This window comes from Bacillus sp. A260, assembly GCF_009861435.1.
Classification (GTDB): Bacteria; Bacillota; Bacilli; order Bacillales; family Bacillaceae_G; genus Bacillus_A; species Bacillus_A cereus.
Genome location: NZ_CP046398.1, coordinates 4,627,888 through 4,651,127, shown reverse-complemented (window position 1 = coordinate 4,651,127; position 23,240 = coordinate 4,627,888). Strand labels below are relative to the sequence as shown.

The window sequence follows — 23,240 nt, the reverse complement described above, 5'->3', positions numbered from 1 at the left end:
ATTATGTTCTCTTTCGCTTTTTTTAGTTAAAATGAGGTGTGCATGAAAATGGTATTTAAATGGAGTGTTATTTCTTTCTATGGGAATGGGTTGGCTTGAAATTGATTAAGGCGTATTAACAAAGATGTTTCATCATGTTAGTGAAGTGGCTTGGAAGTTAAACCATAAAGTGCTACTGATGAACGATAAAGGAAAAACTGTATGGATGTTAACCTTTTTAGAGAAAGATATCCCATTATTATGAAGTCTTTCGCAGAGATGGATCGAGAAGTTTTGAGGGTTTTATTACCTGATGAAAGAGGGATTCTTCCTACGAGTCCAGAGTGTGATAAATGTTATAAGACTCAATTGGATGATATCGAGGAGAGTTGATAAAAAAGAGCTTGAAACTATTCAAGCTCTTTTTTTATCACTATTTATGTCCTAAAATATGCTCAATCTCATGCAAACTTAATTTACTTGCCTTAGCAATCGTTTCAAGTGGTATACCAAGATCATACATATTCTTAATCATTTGAAATTGCCCCTGTTGGACTCCCTCTTTTCGACCTTTTTCAATGCCCTGTTGAATGCCCTGTTGAATGCCTTTTTCAATACCCTTTTCAAGCCCTTTTTTAATTCCTTGTTCCATTCCTCTTTTAATTCCTTCTGTCTCTGCATGGGCGAATTTTGCTGCTTCATCCATTAAAACTTTCTCCCTTGCGTCATAGGCTTGTCGGAAAGAAGAATCCTGACTCATACGTTCCCATTTATTTATTGCTTTTTGTAAAATAGGGTCTTGGTTCATAGCAATATCCTCCAATAGTTTAGTTAAGTGCTCATCCTCATTTGCTGAAAGCAATAAAAGCCAACGAACAAATGGATCTTTCCACGGATTTACTTTTTCTTCATGCCATTGTTCAGTTAACTTTGGAATTTCTATAATGCGGATTTCTATGTCTTCACTCAGGATTTTTTTTTGTTGTGTATTCCATAATATGCTCGTTGTATGGAAGGCTGGGTGTTCCGAAAACATTACGAAGTTTAGTAAGTTTATGGTGATGGTTTTGTGAAGTGCACTGTAGGGCATCCCTTTTTGTAGTTGAGATGTGTATAGTCTTCCCCAATAATATAAACTGCGTTTAACCATATCGTGATTATTATTGAGTTGTATTTCTACATTGACTTTTGTTCCTGTGTCTAATGTCGCTGAAATGTCTAAAATAGATAACTTATCCTCTTCATATTCCCTGTGTAAATGTGGATCTTCTAGTTGTAGAGAAGCAATGGGCGACTCTAAAGACTCTTGTAACATAGCATTTAAAAATGCAATTAGAATATCTTCGCTACCATTCGTACCAAACAATTGTTTAAATGCAAAATCAATGCGTAAATTAACTAACTGTTGGTTGAACAAAGTTTGTCCTCTCCCTTATATGAAGGTGCTTCTTTCCTTCATTGTACATAAAAAGAACTAGAGTATGCAAACAAGCCATTCTTCTATTTTTTAGTAGTTTTATTAGAATGTCACAGGTAAGTATGGTTATGTTATACTCTAGTGAAATTAAAAAAATATTTTTGTTTATATCGGGGTGAAGATGATACATATGCAAAAAGATATTTTAAAACTATTAGATAAAAAGCAAAGTAACTATGAATTTCCTGCCTTTGATAATGAATATATGGATATTTCGCAAGTGAAATTCTCTCTTTTCTTTAAAGATACTAAGGATTGGTTAATGGTGTTTCAACTTGTTGGTGTAGGTTCATTAGGTGTATGTAATGATATTTAAGTATATGGAGATAGAATTACTCATTCAATGGGTGATGATTGCATTTTACAATTAAATGATGGCAATTATGAGTTATTTAATGATGAAGGTGAATTTATGCCGAATATTTATAACGGCAGTTTAAAAATTCGTGAGCAGCATTTTGAATATGAATTTACAGAAGAGGATTATATAAATAATGGAATAGAAGTACAAACGACAGAGCATTATCCAACATACTTTATGCGTATGCTTGCTACTAATGAAGAAGTTAGAACATTATTATGGTGGAGTAAAGAAGAGATTTTAGAAGAGTTCGGTTTAGAAGGTAATTGGGAACTAGCGTATGAAACGGAAGAATGGAAACATGTTGAAGACGAAAAAGTAAGTGAAAATGAATTCTTCCAATCAGTAGCCGCTGCAATAGAGAAGAAAGATCCACGTATTATTGTGAAGAAGGATTCTAACACGCATTGGAGAAATTGGGTAGCGTTTGATTGTGACTGAAAAGGATAGGAGAAAGAATAATAAATGAAAAGAAGAAGAAAATCCGGAGAAAAAGTACAAATGCATCGTTTTGCACTACCTCTATGCTACGGAAGTGAAGCACCATATTATTATTACGAGGTAGCGCCCCATGAAAGAGAGGAACGCTTCCATTTAACATCAGAACTTTGCGTAATGGACGATGAGCATTACTTTATTAGAGGTTGTTTAGAGATTCCTATCATTGACTACCACGAAAACTTCATATGGACTGTGTGGGTATCACTTAGTAAAGAAAGTTATGATGAAGTATTAAAAAAGTGGGATGAGAGAGGCCGAGAAAATAGTGATCCTTATTTTGGTTGGTTATCTGTAGAAATACCATTTTATCCAGAAACATTAAATTTAAAAACAAATGTACATATAAGAGAAGTTGGAACGGCACCGTATGTTGAATTAGAGCCAACCGAGCATCCTTTAGCAATCGAACAAAGAAATGGAATTACTTTAGAGAGAGTTAAAGAAATACAAGAAATGATTCAACGACATAGCTAGATTAGAAGAGAAAAAACGAGTGCTAGCACTCGTTTTTTTCTTTACACAACCGCAGGATTATAAATCATCGTAAAGTGTCCTGGTAATAATTCAATGTGACAAGGTGTATGAAGCGAACTTTCTCCATCTGTATCTACTTCTTTTTCTTCTTTCGTTTCAATATGAATGGATTTTGCTTTTACGTGGAAGATGTCATTTTCATTTGAATCCTCGAATAGTTTCTTTCCGATGTAATCTTTAAATGCTTGAATACCTGTTGATTTGACTACGAAAATATCAAGTGTTCCGTCATCACATTTTACGTTCGGAATAAAGGATGGAATACCACCAAGATATTCACCATTTCCAACCATGACAAGGACAGCTTCGTCTTCATATACTTGTCCGTCATAAGTAATTTTTACTGGGAATGTTTCAGCATTTTTTACAGTTCGAATTGTGCTTAAATAGTAACCGATTTTACCAAGCTTTGCTTTTTCTTCTGCATCGATATTGTTTGATACTTCAGATACGAGACCAATCCCCCAGAAGTTTAAGAAATGTTGTCCATTTGCTTTTGCAACGTCAACTGGTTTTATATGTTCTTTTGTAATAAGTTTTGCCGCTTCTGCAATGTTTTGCGGAACACCAAGTGTGCGAGAGAAGTCGTTGCAAGTTCCACCTGGAATAATTGCAAGTGTAGGTCTAGTTTCGAGAGGTGCTAAGCCATTTGTGCATTCAAATACTGTTCCATCCCCACCAAAGACGATAATTAAATCTACTTTACTAGCAAACTCTTGGCAATATTTTGTTGCATCACCTTGTTTTTTCGTATGAAGGATATGTAAATCAGGAAAAGCTGCGGCAAGAGGTGGTACGATTTTTGTTAAATTTGTATGTAAGTCACCTTGACCAGCTTTCGGATTTACGATAAGGAGTACTTTTTCAAATTTTGTCTTTGTCATTTTTATTCTCTCCCTTTGTCTTTTACGAATCGTGATAGAAAATAAACTTCCATCAGTAATTGATGGAAGCTTATTTTATTATATTACTCCGTTACAACTGAAGCGATAAATGGTAAGTTACGATATTTCTCAGCACAGTCGATACCGTAGCCAACGATAAATTCGTCTGGAATTTGGAAGCCAACATATTCAGCTTTTAAGTCCACTTTACGGCGTTCTGGTTTATCAAGTAATGTACAGAACTTGAGTGCCTTTGGTTTATGCATAAAGAAGTGGTCTTTTAAGAAATGAAGTGTTAAACCAGAATCGATAATATCTTCTACAACAATTACGTTTTTTCCAGTAATGTTTACGTCGATATCTTTTAGTAGTTTCACTTTTCCTGTCGTTTCTGTTTGATTTCCGTAACTAGATGCAGAAATGAAGTCAATTGTTACATCGTTTTTAATGTGACGAATTAAATCAGCAGCAAATACGAATGAACCTTTTAATACGGCGATAACTACGATTTCTTCTCCTTCAAAGTCACGTTCGATTTGAAGTGCTAATTCTTTCACTTTTGCTTGTAATTGTTCTTCAGAAATTAAAGTGTCTTTTATTTCAATATTCATTGTAATCCTCCTACAGTGTAAAACTTGCGAACATTTCGACTGTAAAGGATAGAATAGAAAAAGTCAAAGGAGATAGTAATTTTTTACAAAGATAACGACAAAATCATCTGATGATATGATATACTAAGTATATTAAGAAAACGCTTCCACAAAGGGTGAATATGATGAAGAAGAAACAGTACACAAGTGTAACATTTATAAAAGCATTACTTTTAACAATTGTTCTTGGCCTGTTGGCTTACGTAATTGATGTACCTGCGATTCGTATTTCATTAATTGGAATGACTTTAGTGTTAGGAGCAATTTCGCACGGTATGATGTCGCAGCTAAAAGAAGCTGGACTTGATGATATGAGAGATCATATAGATAAAAAGTAAGAAACCTTCATTATATAGAGTGAAGGTTTTTTTGTTTCTTACAAAAATGTAAGGTAGTTGTAAGGCAAATCGATAGTTGCATAATAGCATTTTGGATAAACTATGGGTGTAAGGTAAAAGGCAAGCATATTTTAGGTAAATTAAGTTTTAGGCACTCTATATGTGAAAAAGGAGTAGGAGGGCATGGAGAAACGTTGGACGACCTTTTCTTTTTTAGCGACTAGTAACACCGTAATGCTAGATGGAAAAATGGATTTTTTGCACTTGTTTGATCGTGAAGATGATCATTCTTCTTCTAAATTTACAATGAAATGGAATAAATGGAGCGAGAGTTGTAGGTTTGAAGAAGAGGCCCCTAACGAAGAGCAAAAGATTATTTTAACAAACCCTATTAAAGCGTGGGTTGTTCAACGTCGTAAGTGTAACGTCAAAAATCACTTCAAGAAAACTGAGCCGAGACAATTAGTTATCGCTCCAGCCCGTTCTACTTCCAAATCACGCGAAAGTAACATGTAAATAATTGAGACACACACCCGAAAAAAACATCGTACATATTGCGATGTTTTTTTCTTTTTCTACAATGAAATCTTTAAATGAAATATATTTCATCTGCATCTTATATTTATATCTCTTGCTTATTCTAGTAATACATCCGGTGCGAGTTGATGTGAATAAAATATAAGGAGAGAATGAAAATGAAAAAGAGACTATTACCAATTTGTGCAATGGCACTTTTAACAGTAGGATATTCTTCAGTAGCGAGTGCAGATACTGGAACAGTAACAAAGGAAGAAGCGCAAGTGCAACAAGATAAAGCTAAAAAAGAAGAAGCAATTAAGGAACAGCAAAAGAGTGATGAGGAGAAAAAGCAAGCAGCGCAAGTACAAGAAAAAAGTGATATGGCTAAAAAAGAGGAAGCAATAAAAGCTGAGAAAAAAAGTGAAGAAGAGAAAAAGAGAATAGCGCAAGAACAGTTAAAAAACGATATGGCAAAAAAAGAAGCAGCGATAAAAGCCGAGCAAAAGAATGAAGTAGCTAAAAAAGAAGTAGCAAAGCCAGTTGTACAAGGTGAAAAATTACCAAATACAGCATCAAATAATGTAGCAATGATGGGATTAAGTGCATGTCTTGTAGCGGTAGGTACATTATTTGGTTTGAATCGTCGCAATAAGATTAAAGCGTAAATAAAATATTTTCCTATAAAGAATGGGATAATTTCATATATTAAAAATGGTAGGTTACTCCTACCATTTTTGGCATGGAGGGATGAAGAATGAAGTTACTCAATTATATCGGTATCATATTGATGGCTATTGGGCTATTCATGGGATCCTATTACGCTGTGGAATGGTATAAAGGAAAAAGCTCTGCTCAAGAATTAACGAAAGAAGAAATAAAGAGCCTTAAAAATATACAAGATACTCAACTTTCTCATGAAACACCTGTAACTTCTCAAGTGCCTTCTTCTCAAACAGAACATAAAGAAGGTGAAAAGGTAGCGATGTTAAACATACCGAAAATAAAGAAGAAGTTTTCTATATATTGGGGAGCGGATGATACGACTTTGAAAAAAGGAGTTGGTATGTTTGTTAGTGATTTAACGACAACCCCATCTGGAGGAGGACATACTGTACTGAGTGGACACCGAGATACTGTATTTACAGATTTAGGAGAGTTGAAAGAAAAGGATACTCTTGTTTTAGAGTATGATAATAAAACGTACACATATGAAATTCAAAAGACATGGATTACTCATGCGGATGATCGTACTGTTATTATAAAAAAAGAAGAACCGATATTAACACTGACAACTTGTTACCCATTTGATTATATAGGGGATGCACCAGATAGATATATTATCGAGGCGACGTTAACTGGCAGTTATTCAAAGTGAAATTATAGTTTCTGAAAACCGGAGGGGGATATATCAGTTATGTCAAAAAACATTTTAATTGTTGAAGATGAAGACATATTACGTGAAATATTAAAAGATTATTTTTTAAGTGAGCAATATGTAGTGTTTGAAGCGAGGGACGGGAAAGAGGCTTTAGTTGTATTTGAAGAAGAAGAGGTTGATTTAGTTATTTTAGATATTATGTTGCCAGAACTCGATGGATGGTCTGTTTGCCGAAGGATTCGAAAGACGTCCGAGGTGCCTATTATTATGCTAACGGCGCGCGTAGATGAAGACGATACGCTACTTGGTTTTGAACTTGGGGCAAATGACTATGTGACGAAGCCGTATAGTCCGCCAATTTTATTAGCAAGAGCGAAAAGGTTGTTAGAAAGCAGAAAAGTGACAAAGCAACTTTTAGAGAATGAAGATGATACATTATCAATCCACGATATTCACGTTCATTTTCCGTCACGCACTGTTACGGTAAATCGAACTGATATTAATTTAACGCATACAGAATTTGAAATATTAGCGTATTTCATGAAAAATCAAGGAATCGTTTTAACGCGAGAGCAACTCATTTCAAGAATTTGGGGATATGAATTTGCTGGCGATGATCGAACGGTGAATAGCCATATTCGTAATTTAAGAAATAAATTAGGAGAGAAAGCAAAGTATATTACAACTGTAGTACGAACTGGTTATAAATTTGAGGGGAATATATGAGAAAAGGGATTGTACTAAAATTATTTACTCTTACAACAGCATTATGCATGTTAATTTTAGCGACGATATTTATTGGACAAACGATATTTTTCAAACAATATTATGCGAATCGAAAAGTGGAAGATATTAAAGTGAATTTAAATTCCTTTGAGAAGAACTATTTAAATCATGCAGGAAATGCAGAAGAAATTCAGAAACTAGAGCAAGACTTTTTAAGAGAAAATAATACGTGGATTACGACATTAGATAAGAACGGGAATTTAAAACATGCAGATGATTTTTATTTTGAAGTAACGATAGATCGTAGGCAACAAAAGAGCTTTGGACAACAAATATTCAAAATTCCCTTAGGTAATCTCGTCAATATAGAGGAGATTGATAATAAATTATCAGAGCATTTTTTAGGGCAAGAAATTTATTTTTCTGGAGTGAGAAAAGAAGATAGTTTTATTCCATTCTCTTTTTCTTTATCTAAACAGAATTTAAGCGGATCTAATAAACCGCTAGAAAAAGCATTTAATGAGAAAATGAGAAAATTATATGAGGAGAAAAAGAAAGCAACCGGGGAACAAGTTGTTAAGGAGAAGAGGCCAGCCGTTCAGGAGCAAGCTGCCCCAGAACCAGATGTTTACATAGGAGGGCGTGTTACGAAAGTACAGTTTCCAGATGTAAAAGGCCCCGTAAATCCAATTTATAAAAATACTTTATTTTTGGATAGTATAAAAGAATTTCAAACGGATGTATTACTAAAAGAGAGTAATCAAATAGAGTATTCAACAAAGACAATGGACTATGAAAAGAATGATATAAAATATAAATTATTAATGAAACCAATAAAAGAAAAAGATGGATCAGTAACATATATTTATGCGATGGCTTCTTTACAGCCCGTAGATGAAGCTGTACAAATGGTGCAAGATTATTACATCTATATCATTGCATTTGTAGTCGTTCTTATTTTTTTAGCTTCGTTTTATTATTCAAAACAAATTGCAAAACCATTATTAAAAATAAATGATACGACGAAGAAAATAGCACAATTAGATTTTACAGAAAAAATACCGATTACTTCAAAAGATGAAATTGGAGATTTATCGAAAAATATTAATGTGCTATCAAATAAACTCCATTCGCATATTGGGCAGTTAGAAGAAGATATTGAAAAGGAAAGAAAGTTAGAAAAGACGCGAAAAGAATTCATTTCTGGTGTTTCACATGAATTAAAAACACCGCTAAGTATTATGAAAAGCTGTATTTCTATTTTAAAAGACGGGGTAGCTGAGCATAAAAAGGATTATTATTTTCAGGCGATGGAGAGAGAAGTAGACAAAATGGATACGTTAATTTTGGATATGCTTGAGTTAGCTAAATTTGAATCTGGTACATATAAAATGAAAAAGGATTCGTTTTATATTGATACAGTAATTGAAGACATATGTGAACATCTATCTGTGGAAATAGAGAAAAAAGAACTTCATATTCATAAAAATATAAGTTCATTTGAAGTGATTGCAAATCAAGGCCGGATTGAACAAGTCATCGTGAACTTCATTACGAATGCTATACGATATACACCAAATAAAGAGGATATTATTATTTCTACAATAGATGAGAAGAATCGTATAAAATTGTGCATTGAAAATAAAGGTACTCATATTGAAGAAGAGCAATTAGATAAAATTTGGGATCGTTTTTATCGCGTGGATACAGCTCGTCAGCGTTCACAAGGTGGGACGGGGCTTGGGCTTGCCATTTCAAAGAATATTTTAGAACTACATGATGCTGAATATGGGGCAGAAAATACAGAAGATGGTGTATTATTTTATTTCTATTTACCGAAAAAAGCGTAGACAATATGATCTATGCTTTTTTAATTTATTTTCATATTATCTTTACCTAATCTTTATTTTTAATCAGTATAATTTGTTTAGAAAATGAGGTTATGTAAGGAGTCGATGAACCGTGCATAGCAATTGGCTAAGTATAATGGTATTTATTTTCTTTTGCGCATTTATTGTATTTTTAATTGATATTACGATATGAAAAAAGAGCGCTCATTAAGCGCCCTTTTTTTGTGTATTCATTTGATAAGCACTGATGCTCTTGAATAAGCGTGGTGAAGTGATAAATAAAAATATAAGTAAAACGGTACATAAAATAAAAGAACCAAGCATTGTACTTCCATTTACGATTAATGAATATAACACAGCTGATTGACCTTTCGGCGCATATTGTCCCCAGAAAATAATGCCGGCAATAAAGTGGCAGAAATAGCGAGCAAAGCTACCGATAAATGTAGCAAGGATAATATAAGCAAGGACTTTCTTACCCTGATTTTGTTTTGATGAAGGTTTGTCTTTACGGTTACCTAAATTTGATTGTTCTAAGCTATTTTCATTGGATGTTAAAAGTGCTTTTTGAATTGGACGATAGAATAAGCCAGCAAATCCGATAAAAGCAAAGGCAATGAAGTACTCAATGAATGCTTGAACAGGTGTTAAAATATAAGCATCTCCCACGACAATTTGTAATAGTCCCCAAACTAAACCGCCTAAGAAAGCTGATTTAAAGCCCCAGCGGTAAGCAATAATAAAAATAGGAATCATAGCGAATGAGATAGAACCGCCTGTTGGAAGTTTAAGTGATAATGGTAAAATATCGATAATCATGGCGAAGGCTGCAAGAATAGCAGATTCGATCATCGCTTGTAAATTGGTGTTACGCATGTTGTCTCCCCCTAAATCCAAGTTGTACAAAAAAGAATAGATATCATAGGAGGATACGAAATACGTAAATAAAAATGAGGTATGTATTTCGGACGTTTGCACAATCCCTGCGTTAGTATTAACTAACAGGTTCGAAGGGTCGGAACGAAGTGTTCCCTCTCAGCGGCATGGCTCCCCCAGTGATAACGAGATTCTTTATTTGTTATTGTTTATTGTAAGCGAAATGGATGAGAATGGCAAACGAATACAGTATGACAATAATTGAAATAGAATTGTAGCGAAATGTTAATAAATATGAAGCAAAAGGGTATAGTACAAGAGAAATTGGGTGTGGTATAATTTTTTTGAAAATAATTATCATTCTCTTCTGAGGGGGAAGGTTATGAGCTTAGTAGATATTAAAATTGGAGAGAAAGTGTTAGTAAAAAGTATTCAGTCTTTAGATCAGCTATTAAAGCGTAGACTAGCTGCTTTCGGTCTTGCGGAAGGAAGCGAACTTCGCTTGAAACAGAAAGCGATGTTCAAAGGTCCTTGTACATTGGAGTGTCGTGGACAGTTAATTAGTATTCGTCATTGTGACGCGAAAATGATAAAGGTGGAATTAGCGTGAATAAGGTAGCTTTGCTAGGGAATCCGAATACAGGGAAGACATCATTATTTAATGCACTTACTGGTTCTTATGAATACGTAGGAAACTGGAGCGGTGTAACAGTAGAAAAAAAGGTTGGTAAATTAAAAGATAGACAAGGAACATTAATTGATTTACCAGGTGTTTATGATTTAAATCCAGTTTCACGTGATGAAGGTGTTGTAACAAACTTTCTATTAACAGAAGAATTTAATCATATGTTAAATATCGTAGATTCCTCGCAGTTTGAAAGAAATATGCATTTAACGTTGCAGTTACTTGAATTTGGTAAGCCAGTCTCAATTGGTTTAAACATGGTTGATGTGGCGAAGCAAAGAGGAATTGTCATTGATGTAAAACGATTATCAGAGCTATTAGGTGTAACAGTCGTTCCTGTTGTTGCAAGAAGTGGAAAAGGCTGTGAAGAACTGCTTACGACTCTTAAAGAAAATAACAAAAAAGAGAAAAAGCCATTCCTTATTTCATATGGTGTACAAATGGATGAAGGAATTGGAGAAGTAGTTGCTCTTTTAGAGACAGCGAATTACGAGCATCCGAGATGGTTAGCACTTCAATTTTTAAGCAATAACGAAGTAGTAGAAAAAGAAATGAAAGCATTACCAATTTATAAGGAACTCATAGCCATTCGATCTCGCTTAGAAGGAAGACTTGATTGTACGTTAGAAGAGCACATTTACAAAACTCGTGAAGCGTATATTGAAAAGTTAAAAACAAATGTTATGAAGCATGAGAAAGAAGGAAAAATTCCTTTTTCAGAAAAAATTGATAGATTAATTACACATAAAATTTTAGGACTTCCAATCTTTTTAGCAGTTATGTTTTTTATTTTTCAGGTTACGTTTACGTGGATTGGTACACCTTTATCGGATATGTTAGATGAGTTTTTTGGTGGCCAGCTTACGGATTGGGTGACGGCTGGACTTACAAGTATTGGAGCTTCTGATTTTATTCAAGCACTAGTTACAGAAGGTATTATTGCCGGTGTTGGTGCTGTATTAGTATTCGTACCACAAATCTTTGCACTATTCTTTTTTATTTCATTATTAGAAGACTCAGGGTATATGGCGCGAATTGCAGTTGTTATGGATAGAATTATGGAGTTTTTCGGCTTAAACGGAAAAGCTTTTATTCCGATGATTATCGGTTTTGGATGTAACGTTCCAGGTATCATGGCTGCGAGAACGATTGAACAGGAAAAAGAACGTTTACTTACCATTTTAGTAACACCATTTATGTCTTGTTCAGCACGATTACCTGTATATGCATTATTTGCGGGCGTATTTTTCCCGCATAGTCAGGCGACTGTTGTATTTTCTTTATATGTTGCAGGGATTGTTCTTGCGTTATTAGTTACAAAAATTATGTCTCTTACAATTTTGAAAGCGGAAAAGTCTATTTTCGTAATTGAATTACCGCCTTACCGTGTGCCACAAGCAAAAACATTATGGCTAAGCACGTGGGAGAAAGGAAAGGGATTTGTTCGTAAAGCTGGTACATTCATCTTTGGTGGTTCGGTTGTTATTTGGTTATTAAACTATGCAGGTCCATCAGGATTCGGCGTTGATATGGGAGATAGCTACTTAGCGATGATTGGTGGATTTATCGCACCATTATTTGCACCGCTCGGCTTCGGAACGTGGCAAGCTGCAGCATCCCTTTTAACAGGATTTTTAGCGAAGGAAGTTGTCGTTTCTACAATGGCAATTATTTATGCAGTTAAAGAAGATGTGCTTGGAAATGTAATGGGAGCACATTATACAGCATTATCAGCTTATGCATTTATGTTCTTTATTTTATTATATGTTCCGTGTTTAGCGACGGTAGCTGTTATTAAACGTGAAACAGGATCAGCGAAGTGGACGATTTTCTCAGTCGTTTATCCACTCGTAGTTGCTTATGTATTAACGCTCATTATATACCAAGTTGGATCCTTACTCGGATTCTAGAAGGAGATGTATTGTGATGATGGTCAATATTATAATTGGAGCTATCATTTTTGGTTATGCAGCATATACGTTAGTTAATTTTGTAAAGAGAAGTAAAAAAGGAAAATGCGCGGCATGTTCTTTAAATAAGTCATGTCAGTCGCAAACTTGTAGCCCGGATATGGAGCAAATTGCTCATAATAAATAGAAAAAAGCTTTGCGAATTTCGCAAAGCTTTTTTGTTTTACTTTTTAATTTTTACAAGTTGAGAAGCTTCTACGCCTTTGTAACCAGGGAATTCTTTACTTGGGTCTTTATCAAATTTTAATACACCTACAGATTTTTCATCACCTTTTACATTGCTGTAAGTTGCGTCATCGACAATCGCATACATATCTGTATATGCACGACCACTTCCGATAATTGTGTTGCCTTCATATTTTAATTTTGCCCCATCAAGTGCAGCATTTTCTACTTTTTCTTTTGCAAATAATACACCTTGTTCTGTTGTTACAGCTGGTAATTTATCAAGTGGTTTCGTGTTGTCTTTTTCATCAACTTTGCTAAGTAACTCTTTTTTCACTAGTTCTTCACCAGTTTTCTTATCCATCACAAGAACTTTTTTACCATCTAATGTTGTCATTTTCATTTTATAGAAGTCTTTTTCTTTCACTTCTTTTTTGTTTTTATCTGTAATTTGCTGAACTTGTTCTTCTGAGCCGTACAGTACAAAACCGTTCGCTTTCTCTCCTAATAAAGAACAACCTGATAATGCTCCAAATGAAATTGCTGCTGCTAATCCGATTCCTACTAATTTTTTCATGATGATTTCTCCTTTTATATGTTTTATAGTAAATACAATTTTTGTATTATTGCTTACAAGTGAAGAAGCTTGTTTGTTGCTTCTGGTATTAGTGTATAAGAAATATTGGAATGCAACTATCGAGTTAGCTTACAGTAACATTACACTTATGTAATTTAGTGAAATTGCACAAAAGTAAGTTAATTCCAAATGGATATAATTATAATATATTGTAAATGCAATATTGTATATAAAATGTCATATTATAATGGATGTATTTTGGAAATAACATGTAAGGACATATTAGTTTTGTTATAATAAACACATAGGCTGTAAAATGAATATTCTTTACTGTAAAGGAAGATTTTTCAGTTTTCCAAGTAGTGAATTTGAAATATGAGGTATATCATAGGAGGAATTTAGATGTCTGTATTTAAACGATTAAGAGATTTAACAATGTCAAATGTGTATTCGTTAATTGAAAAAGCAGAAGATCCAGTTAAGATGACTGATCAATATTTACGCGATATGCAAGCCGATGTACAAGAGGCTGAGAAAAGTGTAGCAGCTCAAATCGCACTTGAGAAGAAATTCAAAATATTATTTGAAGAGCAAGAAGCACTTGTGAAAAAACGTGAAGAGCAGGCTCATATGGCTGTTCAAGCTAATAACTTAGATCTTGCGCGTCGTGCATTAGAAGAAAAACAAAATGCAGAGCAAAAAATGAATGAGTATAAAGCAAGCTACGAGCAAAATAAAGCTGCTGCTGATAACCTGCGCCTAAAGCTAGAAGAAATGCGTAAGCAATTAAATGAGCTGAAAAATAAACGTGAAACACTTGTAGCGCGTGTAAATGCGGCGAAAGCACAAAAGAATATTAATCAGGCGATGTCTGGATTTGATTCAAATTCAGCAAAAGCTGGTTTAAGCCGTATGGAAGAGAAAGCTCTTCAATTAGAGGCTGAAGCGGAAGCAAGCGGTGAAGTTTATAAGAAAGAAAAATCATTAGATGATGAATTCGCAAGCTTAAACAAAAATTCTGCTGTTGACGATGAATTAGCTCGTATTATGAAGCAGTATGAGAAATAATATAGAATAAAGACAAATGAACCGACATGTCTAAATATATTCATGTCGGTTTTCTATTATATTTTAGAGGAGGTTTTGCAATGACATGGATGAATGTAGTTGCCATGCTTGTATGGACTGGAGCGAGTGCAGTACTTTTATTTGCAATTATGTGGGTTGATTCAATTTTTACAAAATACAATGATTTAAAAGAAATCAAAAATGGAAATACAGCTGTAACAACTCGTTTTATTATGAAATTATTTGCACAGGGGTACATTTTATCCCAATCGATAACGAAAGCAAATGATTTATGGCAAGCACTCCTTGCATCAGCAGTTTCTTTCGTTATTTTATTAGTGGTAGAAATGTTTATCGAATTCGTATTAAAGAAAATGTCTGGTCTTGATTTAGAAGAAGGTACGAAAGAAGGCAGCGTTGCACATGCGATGTTAGCTGGATCATTACATATTGTTGGTGCACTAATTTTAGGTGCGTGTTTATAAAGAGAAAAGGAGGGGTAGATTATGAGTTTATTTAAACGAATAAAAAATATAATGAAAAGCCCAGAGCCACTGAAGCCGGAAAAGAGTCTTTTAACGTTAGCTCCTGGCGATATGATTGAAGTTTCATTAGTTATGTATGAATTAATTGGGAAAACGAGTATGCATTCGCGTAAGGAAATTGTTTTGACATTGCAAGATGGAAAAGACATTCGTTATTTAAAAATTGAAGATCGTGAAAATACGTATTACAAATTATATACACCAATTGATGGTCGCTTAGATTCAATTGATGAAATTCCGACGACAATTGAAATGGATGATACCGAGTACCATATGGAAGAACAATATAACGGACGTGTTGTTGTGATGGGAAAAACTCCATTCTCAGCTTCAGAAGAACAGTATATATGGGAATTCCAATCAGATAATCGAAAATTATTGCGTATTGAATGGCAAAATGGTCGCACAATGATGTATGAGGGAGAAGCAATCATTCCTGCTGATGTACAAATTATAAGAGCAACGTAAGGGGGCGTAATCATGTCAAACCGATTGTTTACCATGATTAAATCGTTTGTGATCCCTATACTTGCTATCGTTATATTACTTGTTGTTGCTGGTTATGCCTTATCAGGTTGTCAAGGCGGGCAGACAAAGTCGATTCAAGACCGTTATCCACTTGAATCTGTTGCCAAGGAAGGTAAACAAGAATCTTACGTGTATAGGGCCGCCAATCGGTCAGTTCCTGAAGTAGCGAAGGAACTCATTAACGAAAGAGAACCGAAGCAAGCATCTAAAGAAGACGAAAATCAAATGTTCCTCGTTTATTCTGATAAGATTTATAACCTGCAAAAGGATAAAGAGAAACCATCTGATACGTTAATTGAAATAAGTAATAAAGAATTTGTCCGTCAAAATTACCAACCGTCCTTCTTGCAAGGATATATTATGGGTAGCATATTAAACGATATATTCGGTTCACGAAAATCATCATACGGTGATTATCGAGGATATAACGATAGACAAAATCATAAACCAGTTATTCCAGAGAGACCACCTACAAAAGAAGAAAAGAAAACCCCACCTCCAATTACGAAGGAAGGGAAAGGGTCTATCATTAAGCGAGGCGATAATGTAGATTCGAAACCATCAGTAGGTGATAAGGGGAGTATTACTGAAAAAGGAAGTAATACGACGCCCCCACCTTCTACTGGAAGCAAGGGTAAGATTACAAAAACACCAGGCGGTTCAAGCGGATCAGATGTGAAGCCAAAATCATCTATTAAAACGCCGCCAAGGAATACATCTCCTCCGAAAACGAGGGTCGGTGGTTCAGGAAAAATTACGAAGAGAAGATAGTGTAGAGACCGAAAAGTGGAATTTGCTTTTTGGTCTTTTTTTGTTATGGGAATTAATTCCTCTCATGTGGTACGATTTAGGCATAAGGGAGGAAGTAAAAATATATCAGCGATTATTGAAATATATCGACTTACCGACAAAAACTGACAACGATAGCAACTTAATAATAAAAAGAGGGTGTGCCAAAATTTTGGCACACCCTCTTTTTCATAACGATTAATGAATATCACGTTTCTTAAAGTTACCGCCTTTTACTTCTGCTACGTCATAAACTGTAATAAAGGCGTGTGGATCGATTTCATTAATAAGTTCTTTCATTTTACTTTCTTCTAAACGGTTAATTACACATGAAATTTCTTTAAACTTCTCTCTTGAATAACCACCGTATACTTCGTTATATGTTGCACTTCGGCCTAAACGATCGCGAATTGTTTCTACCATTAATTCAGGCTCTTTTGTAATAATTTTAAATGCTTTTGAACCACTTAAACCAACTTCAACGATATGAATCACTTTCGAAGCGATAAAGTAAGCAATTGCCGAAAGGATAGCTCCTTGCAGGCCGAATACCGTTGATACGAAAATAAATACGAACATGTTTAAGAATAAAATAAGGTCACTCGTTCCAAATGGTAACTTACGAGAAAGCAATACAGCAAGCATATCGATTCCATCTAATGCCCCACCGTTACGTAATGCTAGTCCCATACCAAAACCGATGATAATACCACCAACAACTGTAACTAATAATGTATCGCCTTCAATAATAGCTGGTATTCCGTGCATGACAACGGTACCTACTGCTAATGAAGCAATTCCGATAATAGAATAAATCGCAAAGCTTTTACCGATTTGCTTATACCCTAACCAAACGAAAGGAATGTTAATAACTGCGATTAGAGCTCCTAATGGCAATCCAAATAATCTTGAACTAACGATACTTAAACCAGTTACACCACCGTCGGATACGTTATTTGGAATTAATACTGCTTCTAATCCGTACGCTGTGATAAATGCCCCAATAATAATCATCAAAGCTTTTGAAGCAATTCTTAGCTTATTGGGCTTGTTTTTGATAATTTTCTCCATGTAATTTCCTCGTTTCAAACTAGTTTCTTATTTGTTACGTAATTCACACCTAAATTTTATTTTAACATTTAATTTGAAAAAATTCTCCTTTAATGGATGTATGCAGGGAATATTATCACCATATTATCTTTAAAATATTTTTGAAATCAGTATAAGAAATCCCATCCTTTCAAAGGATGGGATGCTATTAAGAAAATATAAAACTAAGTACTGATACGAATAAAGCGAAACCTAAAATAGTTCCACATATTTTCATATGGCGCTTGCGTCCCATTACGACAATCGCAACATATTCACGGATCATTGCGTTAGGCCAGTAATAAAATGCAGTTTTTGATCCGATTCCTTGGCTATTAAGACCGGCTTGTCTTGCATATATACCAGCACGGAAAAGGTGGAAATTATTCGTTGTAAAAATACTTTTATATTTACCTTCTGGTTTTAAAGAATCCATAATTTCTTTAGAGAACAGCATATTTTGATATGTGTTTACAGAGCGATTTTCCTGGACTGTATGTTCAAGAGGAATTCCTTTTTCAACAGCGTAACTTTGCATCGCTTCCGCTTCTGGAAGACCTTCATCTGGACCTTGTCCACCAGAAAAAATAATTGTTGGTGGTGTATTAACAGCGGCTTGTTTCCAATAGAAGTCAATCGCTTTATTAATGCGGCTTGCAAGTAAAGGTGGTACTTTATCATTAATTAAGCCGCTACCAAGAACGATGATGAAATCTTGATTACGTCTTGGTCTGTTGAATTGGTATAAAAAATATGCACTTAAGAAGTTAGATAAGTGTATAAAGAAATATATGCTTATAAGAGAAATAGCTGCAAAAATAGGCTCTAAATGCGATGAAACCAAACTTGCTGGATTTATAATAGGGAGTAACATAAAGAATAACATCCCTAAAGCAGCAAGGAGTGTTAAACAGTTAGTGAACCGTCGTCCTTCTCGCTTCATTAAAATTCTAGCATTAAGAAATAGCCCAAACATTAAAGCAACAATACCGAAAGGAAGCATAATGAGAAGTGCTAAAAAAGGTAAAAATATAATGTAGCGTAGGACATCACTATCTGAGTTCAATGATACAATCACACAAAAAAGAAGGAAAAAACAGATAAAGGCATTAAATAAAAAGCCGTTTATTATTTTTCGCGGATCTTTTAAATATGAGATAAGAAAAATAATAAATAATATAAGAGGAATAATTCCGAAATACATCATAAATATAGTACACCTCAACTTGTATAAGAATTTGACATACCTTTTATATTACATGATTTTATAAGTGAAAATGAAAGAAAAAGGATTTTGAATTTTCTCAATAAAATATATAGATACGTATGTTACAATATATTCAAAGCGATATATTAAAAGTAAAATGGTTGAAAAGGCACTCAGTAGAGTGCTTTTTCTTTTTGTATGCAATTGTGCATATTATATTTTTTTTCAAATGAAGAGGATTACAATATAAGTTGTAGACAGACTTTATAAAGCAGAATTTCATACAAACATTTCCCTCTACTTTTTGTATCTAACAATCGTATAACAATAAATAATTCTGTTTTATAGTGTCTGTTTTTGAAAGGTGTCTTTTTTGAAGGCACCTTTTTTTATTAGTATAGATAGTTTACACTGTTAGCATAGTGTAAACTATCTATACTAAACATTAGCAATCTTCCGTATAAATATTATCAATTTACTATATATTCCAGTGGTGTTAACCTACATATGAAAGGCTTTCTTTTTCAAAATATTACCCCTAATAAAATTTTGAAGAAGTCAACTGTCTCCAAACTTGTCTTTATGCTTAAAGAAAAAGCACTCAAATTGAGTGCTTTTTCTTATTGAAACATGCTATTTTTCTAGGTGATTTTCATAAAATAAAAGTAAAGAAATGAAAGTGGGTGACAAAATGCCGGCAGTTGTGGAAGGTGTTATTATTGAAAACTGCAATGGAACAATTAATGTAGGTGACAAATATAACGTACAGCCGATTGAAAAGACGAAGGCTTATAATGGATCGGGATCATCAAATACAGGAATGAAAGTACAAACGTTTAGCGGGATTAGTACAGCTGATGTATGGGATAATGATGCGAATGATCAGGGGATACAGTTTACTTTATAGTACAGTATGTAAAATTGCATAAAATGATGAAGTTGCCCTATGATACAATCTAGCTGTGAGCTGTTAATGATTCTTCTGTAGTATAGTTGTTAGATTAGAAATATAACATCTTATCGAAAATCATACGTATAAAAAAGACACTTCAAATGAAGTGTCTTTTTTTACCTTAGTGATACCCTTTAGCAGAGTCTTTATGAATTTTATTTTTAAATATACTGTAGCTCCAAAGCTGATATCCAATAACGATTGGTACCATGACCATTGCAACGAAGAACATAATTTTTAAGTTTAATTGACTACCGGCTGCGTTGTATAACGTTGTACTGTATGCATCGTTAATACGAGATGGTAACATTCTTGGGAACATACCTGCAAAGCCAGTTGTCATAAACATTGCGATTGTTAGGCAAACGAATGTGAAGGCAAGGCCAATTTTATGTTTGTACACCATAATTAGTGCGAGTACACTCATTAGCATTGCAAGTACTGGAAGAATGAATAGTACCGGATATTCCGTAAAGTTTTGGAATAAGTTTGTTCGATTAGCTGTCGCTACATAGAAGATAGCTAAAATAATAGCAGCTGCCATTGAAAATGGCCTTGCGATTTTATAAGCACGATCAGATACTTCACCAGTCGTTTTAATCATGACCCAAAGGGCACCGGATACGACAAATATAGCAGTGAAGAACAACCCTCCTAAAATACCGTAATGGTTTAGTAAGCTAAGTAAATTTCCTTCATAGCCATTTTTTCCGATTTGTAGTCCGTAATACAAGTTAGCAAATGTAACACCGAATAAAAAGGCGATTAAGAAACTGCCAATTGCAAATGCCCATTTACAAGTTTTTTGCCAAATTGGTGAATCATCTTTATGCATGAATTCCAGTCCAGCGGCACGAGCAAATAGTGCAAGTAATACTAAGAATAACGGTGTATATAAATAACTAAACATATTAGCATATGTGATTGGGAAAGCAGCAAATGTTGCGCCACCAGCTGTAATTAACCATACTTCATTACCGCCCCAGAACGGGCCAATTGCTTCTTGTAATTGATTTCGTTCTTGTCGATCTTTCGTAACGAAAGGAAAAATCATTCCGTTACCAAGTGCATACCCGTCAAGAATGAAGTAAACTGTCCAAATCACGCCCCATAAACCGAACCAGATGATTGCAAGCATATCATGAGACATGAGCCACACCTCCCTCAGTAGCAGGTTCTTCTAATGCGGCAGGTCCTTTTTTCGCGAACTTCAGCATTAAGTATACGTCTGCGATTAAAAGTAAAGTGTAGAATAAAATTAAACTAATTAATGAGAACCAAATTTGTGGAACAGATATAGGCGATACAGATTCTGCTGTACGCATTAGTTTATATACTGTCCATGGTTGGCGACCTACTTCAGCGACAATCCATCCTGCGTTAATCGCAATATAAGGAAGTAAGACAGACCATATTGTAATTTTTAAATAACGTTTTGAGTTTTCTAGTTTTCCTTTTCGGTTTAAATAGAAGCCATACCAAGTTAATGCCATAAAGAACATACCGAGTGCAACCATTAAGCGGAAGCTATAATACACGAGGTTAACATTTGGACGTTCATCTTTCGGAATATCCTTTAAACCAACAATTTCGCCATCAAATGAGTTTGTATAGAAGAAGCTTCCGAGTTTTGGAATCGTAAGGAATTCAAAATTCTTCTCGTTTTTCACATCAGGAATTTGAACAATTGAGAAGCCTTGTCCTTTTCCGGTTTCCCAAACTGCTTCCATCGCAGCTCCTTTTGCGGGTTGATATTTAGCCGCTGATACACCAGATTGATGTCCCATAAACGGTGTAATTGTTGCGGCGAATAAGCCTAACATTAAGCCGAACTTAAATGATTTTTTGAAGAATTCAACTTCATTTTTACGTAATAAGTGATAGGCACTAATTGCCATAACGAAGAAAGCACCGACAATATAACAACCAACTACAGTATGGAAGAACATATTCCAAGCGTATGGATTCGTAACGAGTGCCCAGAAATCATTTAATTCAGCGCGGCCGTTACGTACTACGTAGCCAACAGGGTTTTGCATAAAGCCGTTTGCTGTAATAATCCAAAGGGCGGAAATATTTGTTCCAAGTGCAACCATCCACATACAGAAGGCACGGAACTTTGGTGAAATTTTGTCTTTACCGAATAACCATATTCCCATGAAAGTAGATTCTAAGAAGAAGGCAACAAGTGCTTCGATTGCGAGAGGTGATCCAAAAATGTCTCCCATATATTTGGAGTACTCAGACCAGTTTGTTCCAAATTGGAATTCCATCGTAATCCCGGTTATAATCCCCATTACGAAGTTAATTGTAAATAATTTACCCCAGAAATTTGCCATTTTACGGTATGTTGGATTCAATGTGCGGGCGTATTGAGTTTCCATACATGCTACTAAAATGACAAGTCCGATTGTCAAAGGTACAAATAAAAAGTGATAAAAAATAGTAATTGCAAATTGAAAACGACTCAGTAACAGAACGTCGGACATAATAAATATTCACTCCTTTTTTACATTATCTACAATCAGTTTATAGTGAAAATACGTTTAAAGTATGTGAAACTTGTTACAAAGCTGTGTGTATATTTTGAAAGAATTATGTCGATTATCTGAAAACATCTTATTTTTACTATAAAGCGATATCCTTTTTGAGTTTTTCATATTTTGGTACACTATTTATGTAGTGTAAACGAGAGAAAAGAGGGTCCTTTACTATGAAGTCATTAGAAGAGATTTTGCAGTACAATGAGAAATTTGTTGAAGAGAAAAAATACGAAGAGTATGAAACAGGAAAATTCCCGAATAAAAAAATGGTAATTATCTCTTGTATGGATACTCGTCTTGTTGAATTATTACCAAAAGCAATGAATATGCGTAACGGTGATGTGAAAATTATTAAGGTAGCAGGAGCTGTTATCTCACATCCATTCGGAAGTATTATGCGTAGTATTTTAGTTGCTGTATATGAACTTGGTGCTGATGAAGTTTGTGTAGTTGGTCACCACGATTGCGGTATGGCAAAAATTCAGGCAAGCAGTACAATTGAGAAGATGAAAGAGCGCGGTATAACAAATGAGAAATTAGATACACTCCGTTATTCTGGAATCGATTTAGAAAGATTCCTACAAGGGTTCTCTAGTGTAGAAGAAAGTGTAGAACATAGCGTATCGATACTTCGCAACCATCCGTTACTTCCAGAAGAAGTACCTGTTCACGGTCTTGTTATCGATCCTGAAACAGGAAAATTAGATTTAGTTGTGAATGGTTACGACAATTAAGAATTTACTTTGTCATCCTTTTTATCTGGGACAGGATCAAATCCTCCCGGGTGGAAAGGGTGACATTTTAATATACGCTTACAAGTAAGCCAAAAACCTTTGAGTGCACCATGTTTTTGAAACGCCTCTAATCCGTAATGAGAACAAGTCGGATAAAAACGGCATGTTGGTGGTGTCATCGGAGAAATGAATTTTTGATAAAAGCGTATAATCCCAATAAAAATCTGTTTCATAACGGTCTCCTTTTCAGCATATTCTTAAAGTATTATAGCACGACTGTACATAATACTTTACTAATGTGCATTTCCGTTATAT

Annotated in this window: 26 protein-coding genes, 1 pseudogene and 1 riboswitch; of the genes and pseudogenes, 17 read left to right on the top strand and 10 right to left on the bottom strand. The window is 34.6% G+C overall.

What is annotated here, in order from left to right; genetic code table 11:
* Positions 1–412 precede the first annotated feature (412 nt).
* Entirely contained in the window at positions 413–1,396 is a 984-nt protein-coding gene (locus GD442_RS23670) for an Rpn family recombination-promoting nuclease/putative transposase (RefSeq protein WP_000483115.1), read from the bottom strand.
* 190 nt (positions 1,397–1,586) lie between these two features.
* Here GD442_RS23670 and GD442_RS23665 point away from each other — a divergent pair.
* Both GD442_RS23665 and GD442_RS23660 read left to right on the top strand, forming a co-directional pair.
* Positions 1,587–2,258, top strand: a pseudogene (locus tag GD442_RS23665) (DUF7003 family protein).
* A 24-nt stretch (positions 2,259–2,282) separates the two neighbouring features.
* Positions 2,283–2,792 (top strand): DUF2199 domain-containing protein, encoded by a 510-nt coding sequence (locus GD442_RS23660; protein WP_000830215.1) that lies wholly within the window; start codon positions 2,283–2,285, stop codon positions 2,790–2,792.
* 41 nt (positions 2,793–2,833) lie between these two features.
* On the opposite strand, the gene GD442_RS23655 is transcribed toward GD442_RS23660, so the two are convergent.
* Entirely contained in the window at positions 2,834–3,736 is a 903-nt protein-coding gene (locus GD442_RS23655) for a diacylglycerol/lipid kinase family protein (RefSeq protein WP_000167901.1), read from the bottom strand.
* An 83-nt stretch (positions 3,737–3,819) separates the two neighbouring features.
* A complete protein-coding gene (gene hpt / locus GD442_RS23650) occupies positions 3,820–4,347 on the bottom strand; it encodes a hypoxanthine phosphoribosyltransferase (protein WP_001019294.1) in 528 nt (175 codons plus the stop codon).
* A 161-nt stretch (positions 4,348–4,508) separates the two neighbouring features.
* Here hpt and GD442_RS23645 point away from each other — a divergent pair, with 161 nt between their 5' ends.
* The 6 genes from GD442_RS23645 to GD442_RS23620 all read left to right on the top strand — a co-directional run bounded on the left by GD442_RS23645 (position 4,509) and on the right by GD442_RS23620 (position 9,197).
* A complete protein-coding gene (locus GD442_RS23645; RefSeq protein ID WP_002001286.1) occupies positions 4,509–4,724 on the top strand; it encodes a hypothetical protein in 216 nt (71 codons plus the stop codon).
* A 183-nt stretch (positions 4,725–4,907) separates the two neighbouring features.
* On the top strand, positions 4,908–5,240 hold the full coding sequence (locus tag GD442_RS23640) for a hypothetical protein (RefSeq protein ID WP_000415613.1): 333 nt from the start codon (positions 4,908–4,910) through the stop codon (positions 5,238–5,240).
* 179 nt (positions 5,241–5,419) lie between these two features.
* Positions 5,420–5,908: an LPXTG cell wall anchor domain-containing protein gene (locus tag GD442_RS23635; RefSeq protein ID WP_000746708.1), complete on the top strand. Its 489-nt coding sequence runs from the start codon at positions 5,420–5,422 to the stop codon at positions 5,906–5,908.
* 89 nt (positions 5,909–5,997) lie between these two features.
* Positions 5,998–6,618, top strand: coding sequence for a class D sortase (locus GD442_RS23630; protein ID WP_053563488.1), 621 nt, complete (start codon positions 5,998–6,000; stop codon positions 6,616–6,618).
* Positions 6,619–6,657: 39 nt separating this feature from the next.
* Positions 6,658–7,347: a response regulator transcription factor gene (locus GD442_RS23625; RefSeq protein ID WP_000041862.1), complete on the top strand. Its 690-nt coding sequence runs from the start codon at positions 6,658–6,660 to the stop codon at positions 7,345–7,347.
* A complete protein-coding gene (locus tag GD442_RS23620; protein ID WP_086407819.1) occupies positions 7,344–9,197 on the top strand; it encodes a sensor histidine kinase in 1,854 nt (617 codons plus the stop codon). Before GD442_RS23625 ends, GD442_RS23620 begins: the two co-directional genes overlap by 4 nt.
* 207 nt (positions 9,198–9,404) lie before the next feature.
* Here the strand turns inward: GD442_RS23620 and thiT are convergent, their stop codons facing one another.
* Positions 9,405–10,073, bottom strand: a complete 669-nt coding sequence (gene thiT / locus GD442_RS23615; protein ID WP_001246588.1) for an energy-coupled thiamine transporter ThiT — start codon at positions 10,071–10,073, stop codon at positions 9,405–9,407.
* A gap of 86 nt (positions 10,074–10,159) precedes the next feature.
* A riboswitch (TPP riboswitch) is annotated at positions 10,160–10,261 on the bottom strand.
* A 194-nt stretch (positions 10,262–10,455) separates the two neighbouring features.
* Here thiT and GD442_RS23610 point away from each other — a divergent pair.
* The 3 genes from GD442_RS23610 to GD442_RS23600 are packed head-to-tail and all read left to right on the top strand — an operon-like array spanning position 10,456 to position 12,855.
* Complete coding sequence (locus tag GD442_RS23610) at positions 10,456–10,683, top strand: FeoA family protein (protein WP_000060512.1); 228 nt, start codon at positions 10,456–10,458, stop codon at positions 10,681–10,683.
* The gene (gene feoB, locus GD442_RS23605; RefSeq protein ID WP_048538821.1) at positions 10,680–12,668 is read left to right on the top strand and encodes a ferrous iron transport protein B; all 1,989 of its coding nucleotides are present in this window, start codon (positions 10,680–10,682) and stop codon (positions 12,666–12,668) included. The genes GD442_RS23610 and feoB overlap by 4 nt, the downstream gene beginning before the upstream one ends.
* Positions 12,669–12,684: 16 nt before the next feature.
* Positions 12,685–12,855: a FeoB-associated Cys-rich membrane protein gene (locus GD442_RS23600; protein ID WP_000989598.1), complete on the top strand. Its 171-nt coding sequence runs from the start codon at positions 12,685–12,687 to the stop codon at positions 12,853–12,855.
* A gap of 36 nt (positions 12,856–12,891) precedes the next feature.
* On the opposite strand, the gene GD442_RS23595 is transcribed toward GD442_RS23600, so the two are convergent.
* Positions 12,892–13,470, bottom strand: a complete 579-nt coding sequence (locus GD442_RS23595) for a lipoprotein BA_5634 family protein (RefSeq protein WP_000737468.1) — start codon at positions 13,468–13,470, stop codon at positions 12,892–12,894.
* 402 nt (positions 13,471–13,872) lie between these two features.
* On the opposite strand from GD442_RS23595, the gene GD442_RS23590 reads away from it, so the two are divergent.
* The 4 genes from GD442_RS23590 (at position 13,873) to GD442_RS23575 (ending at position 16,382) form a co-directional block, all read left to right on the top strand.
* Entirely contained in the window at positions 13,873–14,538 is a 666-nt protein-coding gene (locus GD442_RS23590; RefSeq protein WP_000110280.1) for a PspA/IM30 family protein, read from the top strand.
* A gap of 80 nt (positions 14,539–14,618) precedes the next feature.
* Positions 14,619–15,023: a DUF350 domain-containing protein gene (locus GD442_RS23585; protein WP_000220087.1), complete on the top strand. Its 405-nt coding sequence runs from the start codon at positions 14,619–14,621 to the stop codon at positions 15,021–15,023.
* Between the two features lie 21 nt (positions 15,024–15,044).
* A complete protein-coding gene (locus GD442_RS23580) occupies positions 15,045–15,551 on the top strand; it encodes a DUF4178 domain-containing protein (RefSeq protein ID WP_000051739.1) in 507 nt (168 codons plus the stop codon).
* Between the two features lie 12 nt (positions 15,552–15,563).
* Positions 15,564–16,382, top strand: a complete 819-nt coding sequence (locus GD442_RS23575) for a DUF4247 domain-containing protein (protein ID WP_000071190.1) — start codon at positions 15,564–15,566, stop codon at positions 16,380–16,382.
* Between the two features lie 216 nt (positions 16,383–16,598).
* Here the strand turns inward: GD442_RS23575 and GD442_RS23570 are convergent, their stop codons facing one another.
* Both GD442_RS23570 and GD442_RS23565 read right to left on the bottom strand, forming a co-directional pair.
* Positions 16,599–17,471, bottom strand: a complete 873-nt coding sequence (locus GD442_RS23570) for a YitT family protein (RefSeq protein ID WP_000411246.1) — start codon at positions 17,469–17,471, stop codon at positions 16,599–16,601.
* 187 nt (positions 17,472–17,658) lie between these two features.
* Positions 17,659–18,696, bottom strand: a complete 1,038-nt coding sequence (locus GD442_RS23565; protein WP_000990094.1) for a YdcF family protein — start codon at positions 18,694–18,696, stop codon at positions 17,659–17,661.
* A 673-nt stretch (positions 18,697–19,369) separates the two neighbouring features.
* Here GD442_RS23565 and GD442_RS23560 point away from each other — a divergent pair.
* A complete protein-coding gene (locus GD442_RS23560; RefSeq protein ID WP_002001299.1) occupies positions 19,370–19,603 on the top strand; it encodes a spore germination protein in 234 nt (77 codons plus the stop codon).
* Between the two features lie 166 nt (positions 19,604–19,769).
* Here GD442_RS23560 and cydB read toward each other — a convergent pair whose 3' ends face one another.
* Positions 19,770–20,798 (bottom strand): cytochrome d ubiquinol oxidase subunit II, encoded by a 1,029-nt coding sequence (cydB, locus tag GD442_RS23555; RefSeq protein WP_086407818.1) that lies wholly within the window; start codon positions 20,796–20,798, stop codon positions 19,770–19,772.
* Positions 20,788–22,137 (bottom strand): cytochrome ubiquinol oxidase subunit I, encoded by a 1,350-nt coding sequence (cydA, locus tag GD442_RS23550; RefSeq protein WP_001286188.1) that lies wholly within the window; start codon positions 22,135–22,137, stop codon positions 20,788–20,790. The genes cydB and cydA overlap by 11 nt, the downstream gene beginning before the upstream one ends.
* A 224-nt stretch (positions 22,138–22,361) precedes the next feature.
* Here cydA and GD442_RS23545 point away from each other — a divergent pair, with 224 nt between their 5' ends.
* Positions 22,362–22,925: a beta-class carbonic anhydrase gene (locus GD442_RS23545; protein ID WP_000838169.1), complete on the top strand. Its 564-nt coding sequence runs from the start codon at positions 22,362–22,364 to the stop codon at positions 22,923–22,925.
* Here the strand turns inward: GD442_RS23545 and yidD are convergent.
* Positions 22,922–23,158: a membrane protein insertion efficiency factor YidD gene (gene yidD, locus GD442_RS23540; protein WP_000809334.1), complete on the bottom strand. Its 237-nt coding sequence runs from the start codon at positions 23,156–23,158 to the stop codon at positions 22,922–22,924. The two genes, GD442_RS23545 and yidD, sit on opposite strands and share 4 nt — an antisense overlap.
* Between the last annotated feature and the right edge of the window lie 82 nt (positions 23,159–23,240).